The sequence below is a fragment of the Halorubrum sp. CBA1229 genome (assembly GCF_003721435.2).
Lineage (GTDB): Archaea > Halobacteriota > Halobacteria > Halobacteriales > Haloferacaceae > Halorubrum.
The window spans coordinates 2,271,431-2,295,720 of the sequence record NZ_CP054585.1 but is presented as its reverse complement, the minus strand read 5'-3'; the positions used below and the strand labels follow the sequence as shown (position 1 = coordinate 2,295,720).

Below are 24,290 nucleotides of genomic sequence, written 5' to 3'. Positions count from 1 at the left end.
ATACCGAGCCAGCCGCCCCGTGACCTGACGCCTCGCCCGCGGCGGCCGAGACGGGAGTCCGGCGTACCGCCGCGGAGAGCGCCCGCGCCGGCTGTTCGCCACCTGTTCTCAGTAGCGCGGCGAATATCCTCACCCCGCGCCGAGCCGGATCGGGTCGTCGCTCGGGACCACGCCGAGCGACACCGCCTCGCCGATCTCGAACTCGCGGTCCGGGCAGACGACCTTCGCGCCGTACCCCGCGTCCCGCGCCGCGAACAGCGACAGCCCCACGACTCGCTCGCCGTTCGCGAGCACGTCGACCGGATCCCACGCGAGCCCCCGGCCGTCCGCGGCGCCGACGCGAGTGCCGAACAGCGTCGCCGTCGTTCGCTCGTCGAGACGGCCGGCGGAGTCGCCGCCGAAGACGCCCCCACCGGCGTAGTGGGCCAGCCCGCCGTCGAGCGGGACCCCCTCGTCGCTCGCGAGCGCGGCGAACGTCCCGCCCGGGTCGGGGTGCGTCGGCGCGTCGAGGAGCACGTGGGTCGGGCCGCGTTCGATCACGGTTCCGCACCCGTCCCACGGGACCGGCTCGACGGCGACGTCGACGGCGACCGGGAGCGACCCGCTCGCCCTGAGCGCGCTCGCGTCTGGCGCCCGGAACCCGAGGTGGACGTGGTCGTCGACCCACTGCCCGAAGAACCCGGAGCGCGTCGTCGGTCCGAGGTCGTCGCCGACGGCGACGCGGTCGCCGGGCGACACCTCGGGGATCACGTGGAGGACCCGGGCGACCGTCCCGGGCTCGGCGCCGGCTCGTCGACACCACTCGTCGTCGAGGTCGACGACGATCAGGTGGTCCTCGCTCGCGGCGTACGGCCGGTCCGGACAGCCGACGGTCCGGGTCTCGCGGACGACTCCCGAGACGGGTGATATCCCCCGCCCGGCCTCGGGGTACAGGTCGACGGCGCGGCCGTCGTCGTGAGCGGGGTACGGCGAGTTGAACCGCGAGAACCGTCGGTAGCCGTCGAGCGAGTCCAGCGGCAGGGTGACGGACATCGTCGTTCGCAGGGCGGGGCTCGATCCACAAGTGGCCGTCGGCGGAGGCGATCGGCGCGGGACGGCGTCGGGGCGTCGCACCCGCCTCCCGACATCGCCTCAGTCGTCCGCAGGCTCGATCCCGCCGATCACGAAGCGAGCGCCGCCCGACTCGGACTCCTCGACGGAGAGCTCCCACCCGTGCGCCTCGGCGATGTCGACGACGATCGCGAGCCCGAGCCCCGTCCCGCCCCCGAGCGAGACGCCGCGCTCGGTCACCTGCGATCGCTGGTCCGGCGGGATCCCGGGGCCGTCGTCGGCGACGGCGAGCGCGACGCCGTCCGGGCGGCGTTCGATATCGACCCGCACCGCGACGTCGTCACCCGCGTGTTCGATGGCGTTGCGGAACAGGTTCGAGAGCAGCTGTTCGAGCCGGTCGCCGTCGGCGAGCACCGTCGCGTCCGGCCCCTCGACCGACAGCGTCGCGTCCGCCGACTCGAGCCGCGACCAGACCCGCCGGACCGTCGCCTCGAGGGACACCCGGTCCGCGGAGTCGACGGAGCGGCCCGCGGTCGCCAGCGAGAGGAGCCCCTCGATGAGGTCGTCCATCCGCTCGTGGGCGTTCGCCGCCCGGTCGAGCGCGTCGTCGTTCTCGCCGCCGTCGTGACGCGCGAGCTCGACCGCCGCGGTCGCCGCCGCGAGCGGGTTCCGGAGGTCGTGGGAGACGACGCCGGCGAAGTCCTCCAGGCGCTCGTTCTGTCGCTCGAGTTCGGCCTCGCGGCGCTCTAGCTCCGACTGTCGCCGTTCGCGCTCGGTCACGTCGCGGAGGAGGAACACGTGACCGCGGTCCGTCCCGCGGGGGTCCGTTATCGGGTCCTCCTGAATGTCGAACTGCCGCCCGCCGATGGTGATCGGGTGTTCCACGCCAGTCTCCAGCCGCGGGAACACCGCCGAGAGCGACGAGCCGACGGCGTCCGGCGGGAGCAGCGCCTCGGCGGCGGGGTTGAGATCGCGGATCCGGCCGTCGGACCCCGCCACGATCACCGGGTCCTGCATCACCTCGACGGCGGTGTCGCGGGCGACGACCGCGGCGTCGAGCGTCCCGAGCCAGAACACAGTCCCGTACAGGAAGACGCCGTGGACGACGAGCGCCGACGGGAACCAAGCGAGGTTCGCGTAGCTACCGAGGTCCACGACGGTCGCGATCCCGCCGAGGAACGGGAACAGCGTCCCGAGCAGGATCACGAACGTCTGGAGTCGGTACCGGTTCCCGGTCCGTTGGTAGAGGTCGACGACGACGAGGACGCCGACGAGGCAGAGCGCGTAGGCGTACAGGACGAACCCGACGTCAGCGAGGCCCAGATCGAACGAGAGAAGCGTGAACGGCCCCTCGACGACCGGGGTGAGCGAGCGCCGAGAGAGCCCGTGGGTGGCGCTCGACCACGCGAGCAGGACCCAGGCGAACGGGGGCGTCGCTAGCGCGACGATCCGGTGCTCCGTCCGCCACTGATCGTGGCCGGCGAACGCGAGCGTGAACGCCGTCCAGAGTCCGGGAATTGCCGCGACGAGCGGCGTCGCAAGGTTGAGCGTGACGACCATGGTCAGCTCGCTCGCGCTCGCGACCCTGACGGCGTACAAAAGCGAGATTCCGCCGCCGCAGAGCAGGTAGAGCGCGACCTCGGTGCCGCCCGGCTGGTCGCGCTCCCGCCACGCGATCCCGCCGAGCCACAGCCCGATGACCCCGGCGAGCAGGCAAGCTGCGAGGTACGCTCGGACCGGCAGCGCGCCGAGATCGCTCATCGATACGTGACCCAATCAGAGGGCCGGCAAAACGTTTGTGTCATACTCCGGGACGGCGACCGTCGGCGACCGGACGACGACGCGGCCGCCGGGTTCTCCCGCGAGCGGAGTGCCGGCGGCGGCCGAAACCGGCTTGTCCGCCACCGCCTGTGATACCGATATGCGCGTACTCAGAGGGGAGATCGCGGACCCCGACGCGGACCGGGAGCGAACGGCGGCGCTCCTCGCAGTCGCGGGCGACGGAACCCCCGGACTCCGCGTGTGGACGCCGACCCGACAAGTCGCGTTCGGCCGCCGCGACGCCCGCGAGGACGGCTTCGAGCGGGCCGAGCGGGTCGCCGCGAACCGCGGGTTCCGCCCGGTCGAGCGCGACGTCGGCGGGCGAGCCGTCGCGTACGCCGGGGAGACGATCGCGTTTGCGCACGCGATCCCGCTGGGCGGCGACGCGGCGGGGAGCGGCTCGCGCGGGTCGATCGCGGAGCGGTACGACCACGCCGTCGAGACGGTCACCGAGACGCTCCGGGGGCTCGGCGCCGACGTCGTCGCCGGCGAGCCGGCGGCGTCGTTCTGCCCGGGCGACCACTCCGTGCGCGTCGCCGGCGGCGGGAAGGTGTCGGGAATCGCCCAGCGCGTCCGCGCGGACGCGGCGCTGGTCGCCGGCTGCGTCGTCGTCTCGCCGGGCGATGCGCGGGAGGTCGCCGCCGTCAGCGACGCCGTCTACGACGCGCTCGACGTGTCGTTCGACCCGGAGACGGTCGGCAGCGTCGCGGGCGCCGGCGGACCCGACGACCCGGAACGCGTCGTTCGGGCGCTGGAGGACGCGTTCGTCGACGGCCCGTGGGGAGACGGGTCGCGGCGGGTCGAGCGGATCGACGCCGAGCGGTGAGCGCGGCCGTCGAGTCGAGACCGGCGTGGAATCTCTCCGCCGAATCGGGTTCCCGGGCCGATCGGGCCCGATCGCGGTTTCGACGTGCTTTTTATTCGCGGGGGTCTCGGTTCGCCCATGGCCGAATTCAAAGTCGTCATCGCCGACCCCGAGAGCGGCGAGACGTTCCAGCGAGAGGTCGACGGACAGGACGCCAACCGGTTCCTCGGTCGAGAGATCGGCGACGAGATCGGCGGTGACGCCGTCGGCCTCTCCGAGCACACGGTCGAGATCACCGGCGGCTCCGACGAGACCGGTCGACCGATGCGCGAGGACGTCTCGGGCACCCGCCTGAAGGAGCTCCTCTTAGAGGGCGGCGTGGGCTTCAAGCCGTCCCGCGAGGGCGAGCGCAAGCGCATCACCGTCCGCGGCCGCGAGATCGACGACGACGTCGCGCAGATCAACGTCTCTGTCGTCGAGGGCGACGACGTCGCCGCAGCGCTCGGCGAGGACGACGGCGACGACGCCGACGAGGAGTAAGCGCCCCTTTTCGATGCCCCGCGTTCCCTCCGACGACGAGGGCGTCGCCTCGATACGCGTCTCGCTCGCCCGGAGCGGCGGCACTCGCCGCCCCTGCGTGCGTATCCCCGAAGACGACGAGCTCGCCGGCCGCGTCGAGTCGGGGACCTGCGAGTCGCTGTCGATGAGCGCCGGCGACGTGATCCGAGTCGCGTTCGACCGGGAGGAGAACCACGCGCCGGTGACGGCCGACAGCTCCGGACGGCTGATCCGCGGCGCGTTCGATAACCGACGGCTCGCGCGGGAGGCGGGCGAGGGGGAGAACCGCTTGGTCGCGTGGCTCGACGCGAACGGCCGCGAGCCGGGCGACAGCGTCGTCCTCGACGTCGTCGTGCCGGGGGAGCTGTACGGGCTCCGGGTCCCGGGCGAGCGGACCGTGTACGAGGCGACGCGCGGGCCGCCGTCGTCGCTCGCGGACATCGCTCGCGACCTCGACGGCTGAGACGGACGCCGAACCGGTCGGGTCGGTGTCGGATCGCTTATTCTCGCTCGGACCCGATCGGGAGGCATGAGAGAGGTCGACGCGGATCTGACGGCGCTCGACCGCGGGATCATCAACGCCTTCCAGGGCGGGTTTCCGGTGACCGAGCGGCCCTTCGAGCCGGCCGCGGCGGCGCTGCGGGAGCACGGCGTCGACGTGACCGGGGCCGAGCTGTGCGACCGCGTCCGCGAGCTCGACGAGGAGGGGATCCTCTCGCGGTTCGGCGCGCTCGTCAACGCCGAGGAGATCGGCGGGGCGGCGTCGCTGGTCGCGATGCACGCGCCCGAGGACCGCTACGACGCGATCGCGGAGACCGTCAACGAGTTCACCGCGGTCGCGCACAACTACGAGCGCGAGCACCCGCACCTCAACATGTGGTTCGTGGTAAGCGTCGCCGATCACCCAGACCCCGACAAGGACGGGGGCGACCGGGTCGAGGAGGTGCTCGCCGAGATCGAGACGGCGACGGGCCAAGAGACGTACAACCTGCCGAAGCTCCGGGAGTTCCACGTCGGCGCGAAGTTCCTCGTCGACGGTCCGGTTCCCGACGGCGACGTCGACCTGTCCGATCTCGGTCCGGCTGTCACGCCGAGCGAGCGGGGGACGCTCACGCCCGCCGAGCGCGACCTCGTCGTCGAGATCCAGGGCGGGCTCCCGATCACGGAGACACCGTACGCCGACGTGGCGGCCGCGCTCGACGCGGACGTCGGGTGGGTGATCGAGACGATCAAGCGGTTCGAGGCGGAGGGGAAGGTGCGCCGCGTCGGCGTGATCCCGAACCACTACGCGCTCGGCTACACGGAGAACGGGATGACCGTCTGGGACGTGCCCGAGGACGCCCTCGACGAGGTCGGGCCCGCCGTCGCCTCGCTCGATTTCGTCACGCACTGCTACGAACGCCCACGCCACGCGGGCGTCTGGCAGTACAACTTCTTCGCGATGACCCACGGTCGGACGGAGGCCGAGAGCGAGCGGCGAATCGCGGAGGTGAAAGAGTTGATGGACGAGCACTGGGACGTCGGCGCCGACGACTGGGACACGCTGTTCTCCACGCGGATCTTGAAGAAGACGGGGATCCGGATCGCCGACCGCGCCGACAGCAACACGGCGTGAGCCGTTTCGCTGCGGTCCGGAGGTGCCCGACGTGATCCCGCTCTACCACGACTTCGCCGGGGAGACGGTGCTCGTGTTCGGCGGCGGGGCCGTGGGCGCGCGGAAGGCGTCGCGGTTCGCCGCCGAGGCCCGCGTCGTCGTCGTGAGCCCGGCGTTCGACGACCGGCTCGTCGACCTCGCGGGGGAGGGCGACCGGAGCGGGGCGGAGGGCCCGACCGTTGAGCTGGTCCGCGCCGCCCCGGACCCCGACGCGGTCGGAGACTGGATCGATCGCCTCGGACCGGCCCTCGTGGTCGCCGCCACCGACGACGTCGCCGTCAACGCCGCGGCCGAAGCCGCCGCGCTTGAGGCCGACCTGCTCGTCAATCGGACGGACGTGTCGACCGCGGACCGGTCGGGGTCGCGCGACGTACGGAGCGTGGTCGTTCCGGCGACCGTCGAGGACGCGCCGGTCACGGTCGCCCTCTCGACCGGGGGCGCGAGCCCGGCGCTCGCGAAGGCGCTCCGCGAGCGCGTCGAGGCCGAGATCGACGGTGCGGGGGCGATGGCGGAGCTCTCCGGCGAGCTCCGCGCGGAGCTCAGAGATCGGGGGGTCGACCCCGAGGCGCGTCGGGAGGCAATCCGTCGTGTCGTGCGATCCGAGGGGGTTTGGAAGGGTTTACAAAAGGGGAGATCCAACGGTCGGAAAGAGGCGTATTCCGTGATCGAGGAGGAACTCAACAGATGAAGGAGACGGGAGCCATCGCCGGTGTGAGCGTCGCTCACGCCCGCGCGACGGTCGACGAGATCGAGTCGGCCGGCGGCGACGGCGTCCGCGCGACCGTCTCGGACCTGCTCGCGCGCGACGGCGTCGAGGAGGCGTTCGCCCTCCAGACGTGCAACCGCTCGGAGGCGTTCGTCGTCACCGACCGGACCGTCGACGGGGCCGACGCGCTGGCGTCGTTCGCCCCCGACATCCGCGGCGGCGCGGTCCGCCGACTCGACCACGAGGAGAGCTTGGAACACCTGATGCGCGTCGCCGCCGGGCTGGAGTCGCTCGTGCTCGGCGAGGACCAGATTAGCGGCCAGCTGCGGGAGGCGTACGAGGAGTCGAAGTCCGCGGGCGGCATCGGCCCCGTCCTGAAGGACGCGGTGACGAAGGCGCTGCACGTCGGCGAGCGCGCACGCAACGAGACCTCGATCAACGAGGGGGTCGTCTCCCTCGGCTCGGCCGCGGTCCGGCTGGCCGCGACCGAGATCGACCTCACCGACGGGTCGGCGGTCGTGGTCGGCGCCGGCGAGATGGGAACGCTCGCGGCGCGGACGCTCGACGACACCGCCGTCTCCGATATCGTCGTCGCCAACCGGACGGTGCCGAACGCGGAGTTCGTCGCCGGCGAGGTTGACACGCCCGCGGAGGCCGTCTCGCTCGCCGACCTGCCGGCGGTCGTCCCCGACGCCGACCTCGTTATCTCGGCGACCGGAAGCCCGGAGCCGGTGATCGAGCCGGGACACGTCGCGGACGCGGGACGGCTCGTCTGCATCGACATCGCGCAGCCGCGGGACGTCGACCCGACGGTTGCCGACCGCGACGGGTTGACGCTGTACGACATCGACGCGCTGGAAGACGTGACGCGGCGGACCCGCGAGAGCCGCGAGGCGGAGGCGCGCGACGTCGAGGCGATCATCGACGAGGAGCTCGACCGCATCCTGCAGGCGTACAAGCGCAAGCGCGCGGACGACGCCATCTCCGCGATGTACGCGGGCGCCGACCGCGTGAAGGCCCGCGAGGTCGACCGCGCGCTCTCGAAGCTGGAGGCGCAGGGCGGGCTGACCGAGGAGCAGCGCGAGACCGTCGAGGATATGGCCGACGCCTTGGTCGGACAGCTGCTCGCGGCCCCCACCAGCTCGCTGCGCGACGCCGCCGGCGAGGACGACTGGGAGACGATCCGGACCGCGCTCCAGCTGTTCGACCCCGAGTTCGACGCGCCGCCGGAGGTCCCGGGCGGAGAGTCGGCGAGCGAGGGGAGCGGCCCCGAGATCGACGGCCCGCCGGAGTCGGTCGCCGAGGAGCTGGACGACTGACCGCGGTCGCCGTCCTTTATTTTCCCCCGGGCGTACCGGTGAGCATGCGACTCTCCGAGTACGCGGAACGGCTCGACGACGAACTCGACACGGCGGCGTACGCCGACGTCGACGCCAGCGCGAACGGGCTACAGGTCGGACCGGACGACGCCGAGGTCGAGCGCGTCGCCGTCGCGGTCGACGCCGCCGAGGCGACGATCGAGGCCGCGGCCGACGCGGGCGCCGACGTCCTCGTCGTTCACCACGGGATCTCGTGGGGGGGCTTCGACCGCGTCACCGGGCGGACGTACGACCGGGTCGAGGCGCTGATCGAGCGCGACATCGCGCTGTACGTCTCGCACCTCCCGCTGGACGGCAACGCCGACCTCGGCAACGCGGCCGGCGTCGCGGAGGCGATCGGCCTCGAAGACCGCGACCCGTTCGGCGAGATCGGCCCGGTCACGATCGGGACGGCGGGGGAGCTGCCGGAGCCGCTCCCGGCCGCGTCGCTCCGGGAGACGCTCGACGGGTTCGAGGGGCAGCCCGACGGCGAGGAGTCGCCGACGCGCGTGATCGACTTCGGGCCCGACGAGATCGAGCGCGTCGCGGTCGTCACGGGCTCCGGCGTCGACTGGCTCGACGAGGCCGCGGCGACCGGCGCCGACGCGCTGATCACGGGCGAGGGGAAGCAGCAGGTCTACCACGACGCGCGGGAGGCCGGGATCACGGTGTTCCTCGGGGGGCACTACGCGACCGAGACGTTCGGGGTGCGGTCACTCGAGTCGCTGTCGGCGGAGTGGGGACTGGAGACGGAGTACGTGAGCCACCCGACTGGGCTCTGAGGGGATCGATCGGACTCCGCGAGGGTCCCCGGCCCGTCGCCCCCGAACGCAACCCTTACCGCCCGCGTCCGTCCACTCCGGGTATGCGCGATCACTTCGAGATCCGGGACCACGACGCGGCCGGGCGGATCGGCCGGCTGGAGGTCCCCCGCGCCGGCGTCACGGTCGAGACGCCGGCGCTGCTGCCGGTCGTCAACCCCAACGTGCTCACGGTCGAGCCGTCGCGGCTCCGCGAGGAGTTCGGCGCGGAGATGCTGATCACCAACTCCTACATCATCCGGAGCACGGACCGGATCCGGGATCGGGTGCTTGAGGAGGGGCTCCACGACTTCCTCGGGTTCGACGGCGCGATCATGACCGACTCCGGCTCCTTCCAGCTCGCCGAGTACGGCGACATCGACGTGACCACCGAGGAGATCATCGAGTTCCAGCGGCGTATCGGGAGCGACGTGGCGACCCCGGTCGACGTCCCGACGCCGCCGGACGTCGACCGCGAGCGCGCCGAGCGGGAGTTGGAAACCACGGAGCGCGCCCTCGCCGACGCGGCGGCCGCGGAGACCGGCGAAATGCTCGTCAACGCCCCCGTACAGGGATCGACGTTCCCGGACCTCCGCGAGGAAGCCGGGCGACACGCGACGGCCACGGACCTCGACGTGTTCCCGGTCGGCGCGATGGTGCCGCTGCTCAACTCCTACCGCTACGCCGAGGTCGTCGAGGCGGTGCGGGCCGCGAAGCGCGGGCTCGACCCGGACGCGCCCGTCCACTTGTTCGGCGCGGGCCACCCGATGATGCTCGCGCTGGCGGTCGCCGCGGGCTGCGACCTGTTCGACTCGGCCGCCTACGCGCTGATGGCGCGCGATGGGCGCTACCTGACCGTCTCGGGCACCGAACACCTCGAGGAGATGGAGTACTTCCCCTGCTCGTGTCCGGTCTGCGCCGAGCACACGCCGGCGGAGCTCCGCGGGCTCGAGGAGGACCCCGACGCCGACGCGTCCCCTGAGCGGCTGCTGGCCGAACACAACCTCCACGTCACCTTCGAGGAGCTCCGGCGCGTGAAGGCCGCGATCCGGTCGGGGAACCTCCTCGAACTGGTCGACCGGCGCGCCCGCGGTCACCCCGCGATGCTCGACGGCTACCGGGCGCTGCTCGACCACGCCGACGAGCTGGAGCGCACCGATCCCGTCTCGAAGGACGCCTTCTTCTACACCTCCCACGAGTCGGCCCGGCGCCCGGAGGTCCGCCGGCACCGCGATCGGCTCGCCCGGTTGGAGGCGCCGGGCCGCTTGCTGCTCACGGAGTCGAACGCGCCGTCGACGCACGACTACGACGCGGTGTGGCGCGTGAAACCGCCGTTCGGCCCCTTCCCGCGGGCGCTCTCGGAGACGTACCCGCTCACCGCGGAGGTCCCGGAGCGGCTCGACGACGCGGCGCGGGTCACCGCGGCCGAGGGCGTCGCCGCGCTCGCGTCGGCGAACCCCAAGACCGAGATCACGCTCGGCCACGACGGCTGGCCCGAGGCGGCGCTCGACGCCGTTCCCGACCGCGTCGAGACGGAGGACCTGCGGACGCTCGGGCGATCCGGGTAACGGGGGTCGTTGAATCCCTCAAGCAGAGCCAGCTTTCAGCGGTCGTGCTGATTACAGAGCGCGAATGTGGGACGAACCGGGCCGATCTGCGGAAGGGAGTGATCTCTCAGTACAGGGACCACACGTAACTGCTACGTCCCGGCTCCAAGGCTACCCTCACAAATGCGATTAGCAGTGCTCCGGCCGCGATCAGAGTACCAATCAGTCGTCCGACTATGCCCATCGTTGTATTGTACCCACTTTTGCGTTGGTAATCGCTGCGAGAAAGAGGACACAGAGACCAAACCAAAATATGAGAACCGATAGTAGTTCGGTGATGGAGGGAGCGACGATGTTGGGGCAGATGAACTACCATTCCAGCGGTGCCGGAACCCCCCACCGACATCTGACCCTCGATGATCAATACGTGGTCTCAGGCTTTCCGCCGTTTTAACCAGTCTTGCGTCTAAAGAACAGGGTTTCAACGCAAAATCAAGAACAAATGAGCCTGAAATCACTCAACAACGATGGCACCGCGGTGTCCAATATCGCGGTGGGGTCGACAAGAGTACCTGAAGACGCCCGTCTCGGAGAACGTTTCTTCGAAGTGGACGCCGGACTCGGTGTGGAGAGTTTCACCACCGAGATCGGTGTCCTCGAAGACGATGTTGTGTGCGCCGCCCGTCCCGGTCCACGACCATCGGACCGTCGTTCCGGGTGATACCTTCACTGCGTGTGGATCGAACGCGAATGGGCCACCGTTGCCGTTCGCCCCGGTGGTAATTTCAACGAGACTGGTGGACGTTTGGTCTGTGATAGTTCCGTCGTACTCGTTCGTTCCGGCGAGCCACTTATCTACAGTTGGGTACCCGCTCGACGGGGCCGTATCGACCACGACGACACCCTTCATGCCCGCGTCGGCATGCGGCTCGCTGACGTATCTGTGCGTCCCTTCTGCGTCGAACGTGTACTCGAATGTCTCTCCGATCCTCGCAACCGCCTGACCGCTGTCGAACGTCCCGTCGGTAGCGACTACGTTGTACTCCGCACTCTCTCCGACCCACTCCCAGGTGACAGTTGTGTCCGGGGCAACCTTGATCGCGGGCGGAGAGAACGATTTCGTATTCGACACACCGAGATACACCGTCGGTGGATCATCATACCGGAGGTCGAGGACCTGTTTCGTCTGTGGATCATTCGCGGCTGCGAGCCATGTGTCCAGAGAGGATTCACCGTCGCTTTCGTCCGCTGCAGGAGTCGAACTGTCGTGTGCTTGGAGTCGATTGAACCCGGCCAGCGACCCGAATCCAGCAGCTACACTTGCGCCTATGAACGTACGGCGATTATTGGAGGGCATCTGCGCGTGGTCGTTGGCCTGTGAATATATACAGTATTAATGCCAGTTCCCAGTTACTTAGAACTGGTCTGTCTGAACTCGCTGAGTCACCTCAGACGGAGTATCAACAGGTACAGACGGAGCGCGTGTCACCGCGATTCTCTTGTTGGGTGGTCTACTCGGTCTCACTATCTTCGCTCCTGAAGGTATTCTTCGCCCACGGTAGAAGAGCCGTATTCCATTTGCAGCACGACCTCTCGGTTGATTCTGGATTCAGAGAGAACATAACGCAGTCGCCGTACCTAACTACATCCTCTGTATTCAGTGCCACTTCCCGTCGCGTTCTGAGAAGTTCAACAGCGACCGGAGCTGAAACAGCCGCGCGACGCTACTCCTCTCCCGACCCCATCCGCTTCGAGTAGTCCCACGTGTGGAGTCGCTCCGGCTCGATCCGGATCCGCACCTCCTCGCGCTCCGGCCGGAGGAGCCGGTCCCCGGTCGGGTTGTCGACGCCATCCAGATACCGCTCCAGCAGGGCGCGCAGCAGCTCCTTCTCCGCGTCCGGCGACACCGTCGCGCGGCCGCGGCCCCTGACGCCTTTATACGGGGGATCGTTCGTCGACACCTCGAAGGAGACGTGGTCGTCGTGCGTGAGAAACGAGACGACGTCTGCGTCGGCGCTCGTCGCGCAGTGGACGGCGCCGTCCCACGAGAACCACAGCGAGACGATCCACGGGTCGTCCGCGGGCGTGCGACAACCGAGGCGCACCGGGACGCGGGCGTCGGTCAGGAACTCGTCGACGCGGTCGCGGTCCCACGGGCCGGAGGGCTCCATGCGATCCCTTCGGACGGGTCGTCCCTAACGGTTGCGGCGCGGAACACAAGAGAATTGACCGTCCCCGCGCGAGGGGGAGTATGACCGACCACTTCGAGGTCCACGAGCGCGACGGCGCCGCCCGACTCGGGGAGCTACGGCTCGCCGAGCCGGTGACGACGCCGGCGCTCGCGGACCCCTTCTTAGCGGACGCCGGCAGCCTCTGGGCCGGCGAGCGCGAGGTCCCGGACGGCGGCGACGACGCGCTCACGGTCCTGCCGCACCGCTCGTTCCCCGCGGGGACCCGCGAGGAGGTCCGCGAGTCGTTCGCGGTCGACCACCCGGATGTCGACTACCCCTCTGCCGCCGTCGTCGACAGCGAGAGCGCCCGCGACGTCGGCGCCGACGCGTACCTGCTCTCGGACGCGTCCGGGTTCGTCGGCCACGGCGAGGCGTTCCGCGACGCAATCGTCGCCGCGAAGGCGGCGCTGCCGGCCGACACCGCCCTTATGCTTTCGGGCGTCGCCACGCCGCTGAACGTCGCCGTCCTCGCGTACGCCGGCGTCGACCTCGTGGACGCGACGCTCGCCCGGGCGAAGGGGACGCAGGGGCGATACCTCACGGCCGACGCCGAGCACTTCCTCGAGGATCTCGACGAGCTGCCGTGCGCCTGTCCCGCCTGCGCGGGACCCCGCGACGAATTCACCCGCGCCGACTGCGCCGAGCACAACGTGAACGCGCTCCGCGCGGAGCTCCGCCGCGTGCGCGAGCGGATCCGCGCGGGTCGCCTGCGCGACTACATCGAAGGGCAGACCCGCCACGAGCAGTGGCTCACGGCCGCGTTCCGCGAGTTCGACGATCAGTGGGGGTACGTCGAGGAGCGCACGCCGCTGATGCGCGACGCCGAGGTGACCGCGGCGACCGCGGAGACGCTGGACCGCGTCGAGATCCGGCGGTTCGCCGACCGGGTGACGAGCCGGTACCGGAACCGGTTCACGGATCAGCCGCTCGTGTTGGTCCCCTGCTCGGCGACGAAGCCGTACAGCGACTCCCAGAGCCACGGGCAGTTCCACGACGCGATCCAGTGGCGCGGCCACACCGTCTCGATGACCTCGCCGATCGGCGTGGTGCCTCAGGAACTGGAGACGACGTACCCCGCCCAGCACTACGACGCGGTCGTCACTGGCGACTGGAGCGAAGACGAGATCGGCTTCGTCGCCGAGGTGCTCCGGCGGTATCTGACGCGGAACGACTACTCGCGGGTGATCGCGCACGTCCCCGACCACGGCTACCGCGAGATCTGCGAGCGCGTCGCGAGCGACCCCGCGGTCGACGTCCCGTTCGAGTACACGTGCGTCGGCCACCCGACGAGCGACGAGTCGCTCGGGGAGCTGAACGCGACCCTGCAGGGCGAGCCCGCCTACAGCAAGCGCGAGCGCGAGCACAACACGGTCCGGGCGATCGCCGACTACCTCCTCGGCGACGGCGCGGGCGACGACCTGTTCGGCGGGCCGGGCGAGGCGGACATTCGAACCACCGGACGGTACCCCAAGCTGCAGGTGTGGGGCGACGACCCCGACGCCGGCCGCGAGGGCGAGCCGGGCGAGCAGCTCGCGACGATGGTCCCCCAGTACGGCACCCTCTCGTTCACCCTCGCCGGCGCGCGCCGCTGGGTCGAGAGCGACGCCCCCACGAAACGGGTCCGGATCGACCCGTTCGTCCCGCACGGCTCCGTCTTGGCGCCCGGCGTCGTCGACGCGGACGACGACATCCGCGTCGGCGACGAGGTCGTCATCGAGGGGCCGAAGGCGTTCGCGGTCGGCCGCGCCGAGATGTCCGGGCCGGAGATGGTCGACTCGACGCGCGGCGTCGCCAGCGAGGTCCGGCACGTGGACGAGAAGTGACCCCGCGGGTCGCGGGACCCACACCGAAGCAGTTGGGGTGTGCGACTAAGCGGATGCGGCCGTAACGTATTATCGTCAGAGGCACGCGCCTAGCTTTGCCGTATTTCGTCCCGCTCCTCTGCGCTCGAACCCGCAGCCGCGCCGTCGCGGTCGGCGCGGGACAAGAGTGAAACGGGTCAATAGTGAACGGTCCCTCATGACCTCCCAGGATTCCCCCCGGGCGGACGAACGGGTGACCTACGTCGAATTCGCCCTTTCGAGCTCCGAGTACCCGTTCGTCGCGGTGTCCGAGGCGGACGGCGCAGCGGCGCTGCTGAGGGAGTTCATCCCGCGGGGAGCGGGGAGCTACGCCGAGTTCTTCTCGGTCAGCGGCGTCGACCCCGAGTCCGTCCTCGCGCAGGCCCTCGACCACCCGTCGGTGGAGGCGCGTCTCGTCGAGCGGTTCACGGACGAGGCGTTATTCGAGTTCGTCGTGGACGACGGCTGTCCGGCGGTCTTTCTCGGTGAGTCCGGCGCGCTCCCCTGCACCGTCGAGAGCCGAGGCGGGAGCGGGACCGTCGGGGCGGAGGTCCCGCCGTCCGAGGACGTCTCGACGGTCGTAAACGACTTCACCGACGCCTATCCGGACGCCGAGCTGAGGGTCAAGCGAGAGCAGTCCTACGGGACACCAATATTCGGGCAGGAGTGTCTCCGGGCGGCCCTCGAGACGGATATGACCGATCGCCAGCGGGAGATCCTCGGAGCGGCCCACGACGCCGGGTACTACGACTGGCCGCGGGAGGTCACCGCCGAGGAGCTCGCCGAGCGGTTCGGGATCTGTCCGGCGACGTTCCATCAGCACCTCCGGGCCGCCGAACAGAAGCTCGTCGCCCTGTCCCTCAGACGGGCCTGAGGGACGGAGTCGCGCGTGCGGGCGGCGGCCGCCGGATCAGTAGCTTCAACACCGCGCCGGATCGATCCGCGCACATGGCGCTCGAAAAGGACGTGGACTGTCCCTCGTGCGGAGAGACCCAGTCGTTCTACCGGACCGCGGCGATGACCCTTCACCTCGGCGAGAAGACGAAGTGGCGGTGCCCCGAGTGCGGCTACGGCTACGTCGAGATCAACGGTATCGACACGCTTCCGGCCTGATCCGCGAGCGCGGCGTCCGACCACCGGTCCCCGAAACGCGACCGACCGCCGGAGATAAAGAAAAACGAGACGACCGGACGGTTCCGGTCTCGTTCCGCGATCCGCTACCGATCAGTCGTCGCTCTCGGCGGCCGGCGGCTCCTCCGTTTCTCCCTCGGCGTCACCGTCTTCGGCGGTGATCGGGTCGTTCTCCTCCTCGGTGAAGCCGGCCGACGCCTCCTGGCGGGCCGACGCCTCGGGGTCGAACCGCGCCTCGATGTCCTGATACCGCGGGACGAAGGAGAGCTCGTGGTGGCTCTCCGTCTCGTGACCGAGGTAGCGGTCCTCCAGGTCGAACTGCGCCTGTTCGTCGTTCTCGGCGATGTTCTGCATGTCCTCGTACACCGCGTGGGCGCCCGAGTGGAGCCCGTACAGGGTGATGAAGATGTACTGGTAGCCCAGGTCGCCGAGCTCTGCGAAGGTGAGCGGGTCCTCCTGCTCGCTCCACGCGAACGACGAGGAGTAGTTGAACGCCAGGTCGAGGTCGGGATGGGTCTCGTGGATCGTCTCCGCGTACTCGACCGCGTCCTCGCGGGACGGGTCGGGCATCTCCGGCCAGACGAGGTCGACGCCGGCGTCGGCGTAGATCCGGCCGCGTTCGAGGTGCTCCTCCCAGTCGCCGTTGGCGGAGCCGTACGCGTCGGTCCGCGCGATGATGACCGTGTCCTCGCTCTGCTTGGCGTCGACGGCCGCCTCGAAGCGCGACCGCGCCTGCTCGCGGGAGGCGATCTGCTTGCCCGCGATGTGGCCGCACCGCTTCGGCGAGGTCTGGTCCTCGATGTGGACGGCGGCGACGCCGGCCTTCTCGTACTCGCGGACCGCGCGCCGGACGTTGTGGACGCCGCCGTAACCGGTGTCGCAGTCGGCGACAACCGGGAGGTTCGTCGCCTCGACCATGCGCTTGGCGTTCTCGACCATCTCGGTCATCGTGACCATCTCCAGATCGGGGAAGCCGAACTGACCGAGCACGGTCGAGTAGCCGCTCATGTAGGCGGCGTCGACGCCCGCCATCTCCGCGAGGCGGGCGTCGAGCGCGTGGTAGATCCCGGGCGCGAACGTGTACTCCTGCTCCGCGAACAGCTCGCGGAGCTTCCGGCCGGCCGGGTTGTCGATATCTCTCTCGAAGACGTCGTCGTCGAGCTCGTTGGGATGCATGGATGTCACTCTGCGGTGTCGTCGTCGGTGGACCGCGCCGTCGCGGCGCTGTCGGTCGTGGTTCGATCCGTCGCGCGCCGGTCGGCCGTCGATCGGTCCGTCGCGTACCGGTCGGTCGCGCTCCGCGTGAACGTCGTCGGGTCGGGTCGGGGACCGGCGCCGGTCCCGGACAGGGGAACGGGGCTCACGGCGACCCCCCGTCGGTCCGCGAGGTCCGGGTCGGACGCAGGTCGGGGACCAGCGGCGCGTCTCGCTCCGCGTCGGTCGGCGGCGGGCTCGGGCGACGCGGGGCGTCGGTCGCGGTCGCCCCCGTCGTCGACGTCCGGGTCGCGGGAACGATCGGCGCACCCGCTTCCTCGGTGATCGGCGTGCGGCCGGGGATCGAGCGGGGAGAAGCGTCAGCGGTCGTCTGCCGGTCTGTCGGTCGGGTCGTCTCAGTCGTCTGCCGGTCTGTCGGTCGGGTCGTCTCGGGCGTCGTGGTCTTGTCAGGTGTCGTCATCGGGTCGTGTGGGTGGTTGCGGTGGTCGTCTGGTGATCGGTCGGTCGGCGCGTCGTGCTGCCCCGTGTCCGCGTACTGATACTGACATTGCACTCGGTGAGTTCGGAGGGATGATAATAAACATAATGATCGATAATGATAATATTCGTTAGTGTGTATTACCTGTTTAAATGATGCGTGGTATCACGGGGCACGATCGGGCGGGCGACGCGCTCGGGGCGGCAATCGTCGGGCGTCGGACCGATCCCTTCTAACCGGCTCGGGTGCGTTTGCCCGCCCGTGAACGAGCGCGATGCGCTTCGCCGGCTCTCCGCCGACCTGCCGCACGCGGGCGACGACGCCGCCGTCGTCGGCGACACCGTCATCACGACCGACATGCTCCACGAGCGCACCGACTTCCCGCCGGGGACGACCCGGTACACCGCGGGGTGGCGAGCGGTCGGCGCGTCGCTCTCGGACGTGGCGGCGATGGGCGCGACCGCGACCGCCGCGGTCGCCGTCTACGCCGACGCCGAATTCGACCCCGACCGACTCGACCGGTTCGTCGCCGGCGCGGTCGACGTCTGCGAGTCGGTCGACGCCGACTACGTCGGCGGCGACCTCGACAGCCACGACGAGTTCACGACCGCCTCGACCGCGATCGGCGAGGTCGCCGACGCCGGCCCGGTGACGCGGTCGGGCGCGGCCCCCGGCGACGCGCTCTGCGTCACCGGGGAGTGGGGGCGGTCCGCGGCCGCCCTCCGGCTGTTCGAGCGCGGCGACGAGGCGTCGGTCGAGCGCGCCAACGACCTGTTCCGGTTCGCGCCCCGCGTCGCCGACGGGGTCGCGCTCGCCGGCCGCGCGACCGCGATGATGGACTCCTCGGACGGGCTCGCGCGGTCGCTCCACCAGCTCGCGGAGGCGAGCGAGGTCGGCTTCGCGCTCGATAGCGACCGGCTCCCCGTCCATCCCGCGGTCGACGACGTCGCCGAGGGGCCCGCCGACCGCTTCGAGCTCGCCGCGCACTTCGGCGAGGACTTCGAGCTCGTCTGTACCGTTCCCGAAGGCGACCTCGACGACGCCCGCGAGGCCTGCTCGGGCGGGCTCGCGCGCGTGGGAACCGTCATCGACGCCGCAGACGGGGTGACCGCCGACGGCGACCCGCTCCCCGACCGCGGCTACACGCACGGGTGAGGGCCGGTCGGGCGACCGAACCACCGACGACTTATAAATCGGCGCCCGTTACCCCGACCATGCCGACCGAGACCGAGCGGATGGTGGCGGGAGAGCCGTACGACCCCACCGACCCGGCTCTCGTCGCCGACCGCGAGCGCGCCCGCGACCTGACGCGCCGATACAACGGGACGAGCGGGGCCGAGCGGGAGCGCCGGACCGACCTCCTCCGCGAGCTGTTCGACGCGGTCGGCGAGGACCCGGTCGTCCAGCCGTCCCTCCGCTGCGACTACGGCTACAACGTCGCCGTCGGCGACGACTTCTTCGCGAACTACGGCTGCGTCCTCCTCGACGCGTGCCCGATCACCTTCGGCGACCGCTGTATGCTCGGCCCGGGCGTCCACGTCTACGCGGTGACCCACCCGATCGACCCCGACGAGCGCGCGACTGGCCGCGAGCGGGGACGGCCCGTGACCGTCGGTGACGACGCCTGGATCGGCGGGCGCGCGGTGCTCAACCCCGGCGTGACCGTCGGCGACGAGGCGGTGGTCGCCTCCGGCGCGGTGGTCACGAAGGACGTGCCGGCGCGCACGGTGGTCGGCGGGAACCCGGCGCGGGTGATCCGGGAGATCGAATAGAGATGCCGGGAGCGACCCGGTTCTTCAGACGTATCTCGCGGAAAATGGGACACCCATTACTGCGGAGACTGTTTACTAGCGTCAGATGCAGCGTTTCGTAGTGCAGAATGTTACCATATCTCAGTACAGTTAAGTTGAACCGTACTAGCATATATTTATGAGTCTTGGCAGCGAGGTTCGCGTTCTTCACGTCGATGACGAACCATCGTTTGCCGAAATGGTTACGACATTTCTCGAACGCGAACACGATCGGATTAACGTCCAAACGGTGACCAGTCCGGCTGATGGATTACAGCACTTGGCCGCTCGCGATATCGACTGCATTGTCTCGGATTACGACATGCCTGGCACAGACGGCATCGAATTTCTCAACGCCGTCCGCGAGGAGTATCCGGAACTCCCATTCATTCTCTTTACAGGCAAGGGCTCTGAAGAGATCGCCAGCGACGCGATTTCCGCGGGCGTAACCGACTATCTACAGAAAACGTCCAGTTCCAGTCAGTACACGGTCTTGGCCAATCGGATCAGTAATGCGGTCGATCAGTATCGCTCTCGCCGAGCGGTTCAGGAGACAGAACGGAAACTCTCGGAACTCGCTAATCGAACGGACGATATCCTTTTTATGTTCAACGATGACTGGAGCGAACTCCTCTTCATCAACTCCGCGTATGAAGAGATATGGGGCGGATCAACCGACGAGCTGGAGGAAAACCCGCTGTCGTTTTTGGATATGGTCCATCCCGACGACCGAGAGAAAGCTCGTGAGTCGATGGAAGCACTCTCAACGGGCGAATCATCCCAAGTGGAGTATCGAGTTATTCCACCGGATGGAGAACCCCGATGGGTTCACGGCGACACGAAACCCATTCAAGATGACGATGGAAACGTGGTCCGCGTGGTCGGTCTGGTCCGTGATATTACGCAACAGAAAAAACGGGAGTTACATCTGGAGACGATTATTGACAACCTTCCCGGATACGTGTATCGCCACGGGTACGAGCCAGAGTACCCGCTGGAGTTTGTCAAAGGCGATGCTGAACTGATTACGGGCTACACTGCGACCGAATTAGAAGATCAGGTGATCAACGCAGAAGAGATAATTCACCCTGAAGACCGGGAGAACCTCTGGTCTACCCATATCGAGGGACTCGAGTCAACGGGTCGGTTCGATTCAAGATACCGGATCGTTACCAAAGACGGTGACGTGCGGTGGATTCGCGACCAGGGCCAGTTGGTCGAGGACCCGGTAACCGGCCGAGAGGTTATCGATGGCTTCATAACCGATGTTTCGGATGAAGTCCAGCGAGAACAGCGGATTCGCAACCAACAGACGTTCATCGACGAGAGTCTGGATGCGCTTCAGGACATTTTCTATGCAGTAACCGAGACCGGAGAGTTGCGTCGGTGGAACGAACGCCTATCAACGGTATCTGGATACGCTGACGAGGAACTCGACGAGATGGGTGCTACAGACCTGTTCGTTGAAGAGCACCGCGAACGGATCGACGAGAGTATTGAAGACGTCATGAATACAGGCTCAACTGTTGTTCAGGCGGACATACTCACAGCCGATGGAGAGAGACATTCATTCGAGTTCCGCGGAACCCGCCTGACAGACCCGTTGGGGGACGAAATAGTGGCGGTTGGTATTGGGCGGGATATATCCGAACAGGTTCAACGCTAACAGGAACACGCCGGTGTCAGTGTATTCGACGAAGCCGAGTCGGACTATTCGAGCGCCTCGGCGAGGACGGGGGCGACGCTGACGACGCTGCAGCCGCGCTCGATGGTGTCGCTGCCGACGATGCGGTCGACGCCGGCGCCGCGCAGCTTCGTCACGGCGTTGGCGGCGAGCATGGGATGGACGCAGGCCGCGATCACCCGCGCCGCGCCGCGGTCATTCAGCACGGCGACCGACTCGCTCATCGTCGACCCGGTCGCGATGATGTCGTCGACGACGACCACGTCCCGCCCCTCGACGGAGGCGTCCGACGGCGACACCGCGACGGCGCCCGTCTCGCGGTCGCGGTGCTTCTCGAAGTAGTCCGTCTCGCCCGCCCCGTACGCGTCCCGGACCGTCTCGGCGATGCCGACCGCGCCCTCGTCCGGCGCGAGGAACAGCGGGTCGGCGAGGCCGGCCGGCAGCGGGTCGGCGAGGACGGCCGCGGCGTCCACCGTCTCGACGGGGACGTCGTAGAAGTCGGCGACGCGCGGCTCGTGGGGGTTGACGAGGACGACGCGGTCGGCGCCGGTGGAGATCGCCCGCGCCATCGCCCGCGCCGAGACGGGCTCGCCGTCGCCGAACGACTCGTCCTGCCGGGCGTACCCCATGTAGGGGATCACGGTCGTCACGCGCTCGGCGCCGGCCTCGCGGACGGCGTCCTGGAGTTGGAGCAGTTCGACCCACGCCGCGTCGGAGTCGGTCGTCGCGACGACCGTCGCCTCGTCCCCGGCGAAGTCGGGGACCGCCGCGAGCGTCTCGCCGTCCGGGAACCGGTCGTACGTCGGCGTCGCCAGCGGTCGGCCCGTCTCCTCGGCGAGCGCGGCCGCGAGCAGCTGTGAGCTGGATCCGGGAACGATCATGGGCGTCCGTTCCCCTGACACCGGTAAACCAGTTTCCTTACTCCGGCGCGGGTCGGCGTCGTCCGCGGGGCGCCGAGGGACGCGGTCACCGGACCGGCGCCCCGAGCCCCACGCGAGCGTGTGACGCACGGCGACCACAGGGGCGGATATTTACGCGAGCGGCGGATACGACGCCGTAATGACCGAAACAGGCGACCGAGTCGGTCTCGCCTGCCCGTCGTGTTCGCCGGGCGAGGAGACCGTCCACGAAGTGTTGCGCCCCGGCGGGCAGGCGACCGTCCGCTGTACCGACTGCGACCACACGCACAAGACCGAGATCCCGGAGGAGGACACGGTCGAGTTGGACATCGTCGTCTCGCAGGACGGCGAGTCGTTCACCACCCGAATGGACGTCCCCGCGGACACCTACGTCGGGACCGGCGAGGAGTTCGTCGTCGACACCCCCGACGCGCTGATGCAGGTCCGCGTCACCGGGATCGAGGTGGGGCCGGAGCAGCGCGTCGAAGATGCCGACATCGAGACCGTCGAGACGCTGTGGACCCGCGCGGTCGACAACGTCACCGTTCCGGTGACGCTGCACCCGAAGGACGGGAACGCCGACGAGACGCGCTCGATCCGGGTGAACGTCCCCGGCGACTACGAGTTCACCGTCGCCGAGACCGAGGAGTTCGGCGACGAGGAGTTCGTCGTCGAGGGCGTCCAGATCCGCGAGGACGCCCCGGAGTACCGCCACGAGAAGCTCGACCACGACGGCGATTTCGCCTACGCGAAGGACTGTAAGCGGGTGTACGGCCGCGACGAGAGCCTGACGGCCTGGTCCGCCTGGTAGGCGTCGCGGCGTCGGGAGTCAGCGGTCGCTCCGGGGAACGAGCCTTCCGAAAAAACGGTGGCACCGATGGGGGCGACCCACATCGAACACCGTCTGTGAGTACGACCGCGACGTGGTCGGGACGGCGTTAGATGACGCGGTTCTGCAGGTAGTCGAGGTGTTTCGCGTTGTAGACGATCTTGACCTCGTCGGTCGCCGGGCTGCCGATGCAGGTGAGACGGACGTTCTTCTCTTCGACCTCCTCGTCGGAGAGGATCTGCTGCATGTCCATCTCGATGTCGCCCTCCTTCACGATGGAGGCGCAGTTCGCGCAGGCGCCGGCGCGGCACGAGAAGGGCCAGTCGTAGCCCTGTGCCTCGGCGGATTCGAGGATGTATTCGCCCTGATTCACTTCGAGGGTGCCGTAGTCCTCGGCGTCGAGGTCGGCCTCGGCGGCCTCCTCGAAGAGGTTGTCGTCGTCCATCGACCAGCCGTGGTCGTCGAGCACTTCGTAGTTGAGGTATTCTACTGTGGGCATCACCTGTCGGTTTGATGCCCTCCTCATTAGGCTTTGCTGTTCCTCGCCTCACGGGTGATCGATCGGAAGACCCGTCGGACGATCAGAACCGAGCGAGCCGCCGAACACGTTCGCTCTCGCCGCGCGGTCGGCCTGACAGCTCGTTATCATGACTGATACGCCGTGGGTAACAGTAAATAGCGAACGGCGCGTAGCGTGGTCCGATGGAAGAGTCCGTCGTCGCCGACTTCGTCGGCCGCGTTCACACCGCGGACATCGGGAGCGACAAGCCGGTGACGGGGCGGGTGCTCCTGAGCCAGCGCCGACTGGTGCTCGCGACGGACGACGACAAGACGACCGTCCCCCTGTCCGCCGTGTTCGACGTCTCCGTCGGCACCGTCCCCGGCGACCTGCGCTCGTTTTTCAGCGACAGCGTCACCCTGGCGTACGAGCGGCGGGGCGACCGACGCACGGCCCTCGTCGAGGGCGAGTCGGAGGACATGGAGCGGTTCATCCGCCTGCTGTTCAAGGCGCTGCTGCGCGGCGTGACGGTCACCGTCCGGCACCCCGCGAAGGTGGGCGGTCGCGTCACGGACGCGTCGGACCACACGGCGTCGGTGACGCTGTCGCCCGGCGCGATCGGTTTCGTCGACTGTCCCGACCCGTTCGAGGTCGACCTCTCCGCCGTGATCGACTACGAGCGGACCGACCGGACGCTCGCCGGCACCCAGCGGCCCGCGCTCGTGTTCCGCCACGTCGTCGACTCACGGACCGTCACGTCGATCGCGACCGTCCCGAACGAGCGCACGCTGAACGTGCTCGGCCGGTACATCAAGCTGGAGTACGAGGAGGTCATGGAGGAGCTGGAGTCGTTCGACCCGACCGAAGAGCAGCTGGAGATCCTCGTGTCGATCTACTCCGCCGGCGGGGAGGCGAACATCGCCGACGTGGTCACGGGCGACGTCGCGCAGACGTCGATGGTCCTCGATCAGCTCCGCGAGGAGGAGCTCGTCGTCGACGGCGAGTCGGGCGCGGCGCTCACGCGGAAGGGGCAGATGATCGTCACCACGTACCTGGAGTCGGTCAACGCCTGACTGCCGACGCCGCCCGGCCGAACGACTATGCCTCGCCGTCACCTCCGACCGGTATGGGATTCAAGACCGACTTCAGCAACGGTGTCATCTCGCTTCTCGTCAGCCTCGCCGTGACCGCCGCGGCCGCGCGATCCGAGGAGAGCGACGAGTGGTCGACGGGGGAGCTGTTGGCCGCGGTCGGGATCGCCTCGTTCCTCTCGGGATACCTGACGAGCTACTTCGCCAAGTGAGGCGGCCGGACGCCGGCCGGTGGGAGGCCGACCGAGGCCCGTTCGGCGGGATCCGGGGGAAGTTTCATGCTGATGCGGACGTAGGTAGTTC

General features: G+C 69.0%; 26 protein-coding genes. 17 read left to right on the top strand and 9 right to left on the bottom strand.

Annotation, left to right across the window (positions count from 1 at the left end; genetic code table 11):
• Nucleotides 1-129 precede the first annotated feature (129 nt).
• The gene (locus Hrr1229_RS11405; protein ID WP_123112787.1) at nt 130-1,032 is read right to left on the bottom strand and encodes a hypothetical protein; all 903 of its coding nucleotides are present in this window, start codon (nt 1,030-1,032) and stop codon (nt 130-132) included.
• A gap of 99 nt (nt 1,033-1,131) precedes the next feature.
• Nucleotides 1,132-2,811, bottom strand: a complete 1,680-nt coding sequence (locus Hrr1229_RS11400; RefSeq protein ID WP_123112788.1) for a histidine kinase N-terminal 7TM domain-containing protein — start codon at nt 2,809-2,811, stop codon at nt 1,132-1,134.
• Between the two features lie 160 nt (nt 2,812-2,971).
• On the opposite strand from Hrr1229_RS11400, the gene Hrr1229_RS11395 reads away from it, so the two are divergent.
• The 8 genes from Hrr1229_RS11395 (at nt 2,972) to tgtA (ending at nt 10,320) form a co-directional block, all read left to right on the top strand.
• Complete coding sequence (locus Hrr1229_RS11395) at nt 2,972-3,697, top strand: lipoate--protein ligase family protein (protein ID WP_123112789.1); 726 nt, start codon at nt 2,972-2,974, stop codon at nt 3,695-3,697.
• Nucleotides 3,698-3,814: 117 nt separating this feature from the next.
• Nucleotides 3,815-4,216 (top strand): 30S ribosomal protein S6e, encoded by a 402-nt coding sequence (locus Hrr1229_RS11390; protein ID WP_123112790.1) that lies wholly within the window; start codon nt 3,815-3,817, stop codon nt 4,214-4,216.
• 13 nt (nt 4,217-4,229) lie between these two features.
• Nucleotides 4,230-4,697 carry a hypothetical protein gene (locus Hrr1229_RS11385; protein WP_123112791.1) on the top strand — a complete coding sequence of 156 codons (468 nt, stop codon included), beginning with the start codon at nt 4,230-4,232 and terminating at the stop codon, nt 4,695-4,697.
• Between the two features lie 66 nt (nt 4,698-4,763).
• The gene (locus Hrr1229_RS11380; protein ID WP_123112792.1) at nt 4,764-5,849 is read left to right on the top strand and encodes an Lrp/AsnC family transcriptional regulator; all 1,086 of its coding nucleotides are present in this window, start codon (nt 4,764-4,766) and stop codon (nt 5,847-5,849) included.
• A 31-nt stretch (nt 5,850-5,880) separates the two neighbouring features.
• Complete coding sequence (locus Hrr1229_RS11375) at nt 5,881-6,576, top strand: bifunctional precorrin-2 dehydrogenase/sirohydrochlorin ferrochelatase (RefSeq protein WP_123112793.1); 696 nt, start codon at nt 5,881-5,883, stop codon at nt 6,574-6,576.
• Entirely contained in the window at nt 6,573-7,913 is a 1,341-nt protein-coding gene (gene hemA, locus Hrr1229_RS11370; protein ID WP_123112794.1) for a glutamyl-tRNA reductase, read from the top strand. Before Hrr1229_RS11375 ends, hemA begins: the two co-directional genes overlap by 4 nt.
• Nucleotides 7,914-7,957: 44 nt before the next feature.
• Nucleotides 7,958-8,734, top strand: a complete 777-nt coding sequence (locus Hrr1229_RS11365) for a Nif3-like dinuclear metal center hexameric protein (RefSeq protein WP_123112795.1) — start codon at nt 7,958-7,960, stop codon at nt 8,732-8,734.
• A gap of 83 nt (nt 8,735-8,817) precedes the next feature.
• On the top strand, nt 8,818-10,320 hold the full coding sequence (tgtA, locus tag Hrr1229_RS11360; protein WP_123112796.1) for a tRNA guanosine(15) transglycosylase TgtA: 1,503 nt from the start codon (nt 8,818-8,820) through the stop codon (nt 10,318-10,320).
• Nucleotides 10,321-10,813: 493 nt separating this feature from the next.
• Here tgtA and Hrr1229_RS11355 read toward each other — a convergent pair whose 3' ends face one another.
• Together Hrr1229_RS11355 and Hrr1229_RS11350 are read right to left on the bottom strand one after the other, a co-directional pair.
• Nucleotides 10,814-11,656 (bottom strand): halocyanin domain-containing protein, encoded by an 843-nt coding sequence (locus Hrr1229_RS11355; RefSeq protein WP_255212491.1) that lies wholly within the window; start codon nt 11,654-11,656, stop codon nt 10,814-10,816.
• A 367-nt stretch (nt 11,657-12,023) separates the two neighbouring features.
• On the bottom strand, nt 12,024-12,470 hold the full coding sequence (locus Hrr1229_RS11350; protein ID WP_123112797.1) for a pyridoxamine 5'-phosphate oxidase family protein: 447 nt from the start codon (nt 12,468-12,470) through the stop codon (nt 12,024-12,026).
• 80 nt (nt 12,471-12,550) lie between these two features.
• Between Hrr1229_RS11350 and arcS the strand changes: the two genes are divergently transcribed.
• From arcS to Hrr1229_RS11335, 3 genes are all read left to right on the top strand, one after another.
• Nucleotides 12,551-14,353, top strand: a complete 1,803-nt coding sequence (arcS, locus tag Hrr1229_RS11345) for an archaeosine synthase subunit alpha (protein ID WP_123112798.1) — start codon at nt 12,551-12,553, stop codon at nt 14,351-14,353.
• Between the two features lie 196 nt (nt 14,354-14,549).
• Nucleotides 14,550-15,245, top strand: coding sequence for a bacterio-opsin activator domain-containing protein (locus tag Hrr1229_RS11340; protein ID WP_123112799.1), 696 nt, complete (start codon nt 14,550-14,552; stop codon nt 15,243-15,245).
• Between the two features lie 74 nt (nt 15,246-15,319).
• A complete protein-coding gene (locus tag Hrr1229_RS11335) occupies nt 15,320-15,484 on the top strand; it encodes a hypothetical protein (protein ID WP_008006832.1) in 165 nt (54 codons plus the stop codon).
• Between the two features lie 111 nt (nt 15,485-15,595).
• Here the strand turns inward: Hrr1229_RS11335 and aceA are convergent, their stop codons facing one another.
• The 3 genes from aceA to Hrr1229_RS11320 are packed head-to-tail and all read right to left on the bottom strand — an operon-like array spanning nt 15,596 to nt 17,177.
• On the bottom strand, nt 15,596-16,678 hold the full coding sequence (aceA, locus tag Hrr1229_RS11330) for an isocitrate lyase (RefSeq protein WP_123112800.1): 1,083 nt from the start codon (nt 16,676-16,678) through the stop codon (nt 15,596-15,598).
• 5 nt (nt 16,679-16,683) lie between these two features.
• Entirely contained in the window at nt 16,684-16,866 is a 183-nt protein-coding gene (locus Hrr1229_RS11325; RefSeq protein ID WP_123112801.1) for a hypothetical protein, read from the bottom strand.
• Nucleotides 16,863-17,177 (bottom strand): hypothetical protein, encoded by a 315-nt coding sequence (locus tag Hrr1229_RS11320; protein WP_123114845.1) that lies wholly within the window; start codon nt 17,175-17,177, stop codon nt 16,863-16,865. The genes Hrr1229_RS11325 and Hrr1229_RS11320 overlap by 4 nt, the downstream gene beginning before the upstream one ends.
• Nucleotides 17,178-17,456: 279 nt before the next feature.
• On the opposite strand from Hrr1229_RS11320, the gene thiL reads away from it, so the two are divergent.
• The 3 genes from thiL (at nt 17,457) to Hrr1229_RS11305 (ending at nt 20,651) form a co-directional block, all read left to right on the top strand.
• Nucleotides 17,457-18,350: a thiamine-phosphate kinase gene (thiL, locus tag Hrr1229_RS11315; protein WP_123112802.1), complete on the top strand. Its 894-nt coding sequence runs from the start codon at nt 17,457-17,459 to the stop codon at nt 18,348-18,350.
• A gap of 59 nt (nt 18,351-18,409) precedes the next feature.
• Nucleotides 18,410-18,967 carry a sugar O-acetyltransferase gene (locus tag Hrr1229_RS11310; RefSeq protein WP_123112803.1) on the top strand — a complete coding sequence of 186 codons (558 nt, stop codon included), beginning with the start codon at nt 18,410-18,412 and terminating at the stop codon, nt 18,965-18,967.
• Nucleotides 18,968-19,124: 157 nt separating this feature from the next.
• Nucleotides 19,125-20,651: a PAS domain-containing protein gene (locus tag Hrr1229_RS11305; RefSeq protein ID WP_123112804.1), complete on the top strand. Its 1,527-nt coding sequence runs from the start codon at nt 19,125-19,127 to the stop codon at nt 20,649-20,651.
• Nucleotides 20,652-20,695: 44 nt separating this feature from the next.
• On the opposite strand, the gene prs is transcribed toward Hrr1229_RS11305, so the two are convergent.
• The gene (gene prs / locus Hrr1229_RS11300; RefSeq protein WP_123112805.1) at nt 20,696-21,550 is read right to left on the bottom strand and encodes a ribose-phosphate diphosphokinase; all 855 of its coding nucleotides are present in this window, start codon (nt 21,548-21,550) and stop codon (nt 20,696-20,698) included.
• Between the two features lie 178 nt (nt 21,551-21,728).
• Between prs and Hrr1229_RS11295 the strand changes: the two genes are divergently transcribed.
• The gene (locus tag Hrr1229_RS11295; protein ID WP_123112806.1) at nt 21,729-22,379 is read left to right on the top strand and encodes an HVO_0476 family zinc finger protein; all 651 of its coding nucleotides are present in this window, start codon (nt 21,729-21,731) and stop codon (nt 22,377-22,379) included.
• Nucleotides 22,380-22,506: 127 nt separating this feature from the next.
• Here the strand turns inward: Hrr1229_RS11295 and fer are convergent, their stop codons facing one another.
• Nucleotides 22,507-22,896, bottom strand: a complete 390-nt coding sequence (gene fer, locus Hrr1229_RS11290; RefSeq protein WP_123112807.1) for a ferredoxin Fer — start codon at nt 22,894-22,896, stop codon at nt 22,507-22,509.
• A 203-nt stretch (nt 22,897-23,099) separates the two neighbouring features.
• On the opposite strand from fer, the gene Hrr1229_RS11285 reads away from it, so the two are divergent.
• Together Hrr1229_RS11285 and Hrr1229_RS11280 are read left to right on the top strand one after the other, a co-directional pair.
• Nucleotides 23,100-23,969, top strand: a complete 870-nt coding sequence (locus tag Hrr1229_RS11285) for a CheF family chemotaxis protein (protein WP_123112808.1) — start codon at nt 23,100-23,102, stop codon at nt 23,967-23,969.
• Between the two features lie 53 nt (nt 23,970-24,022).
• Nucleotides 24,023-24,199: a hypothetical protein gene (locus Hrr1229_RS11280; RefSeq protein WP_170938248.1), complete on the top strand. Its 177-nt coding sequence runs from the start codon at nt 24,023-24,025 to the stop codon at nt 24,197-24,199.
• Nucleotides 24,200-24,290: the final 91 nt, after the last annotated feature.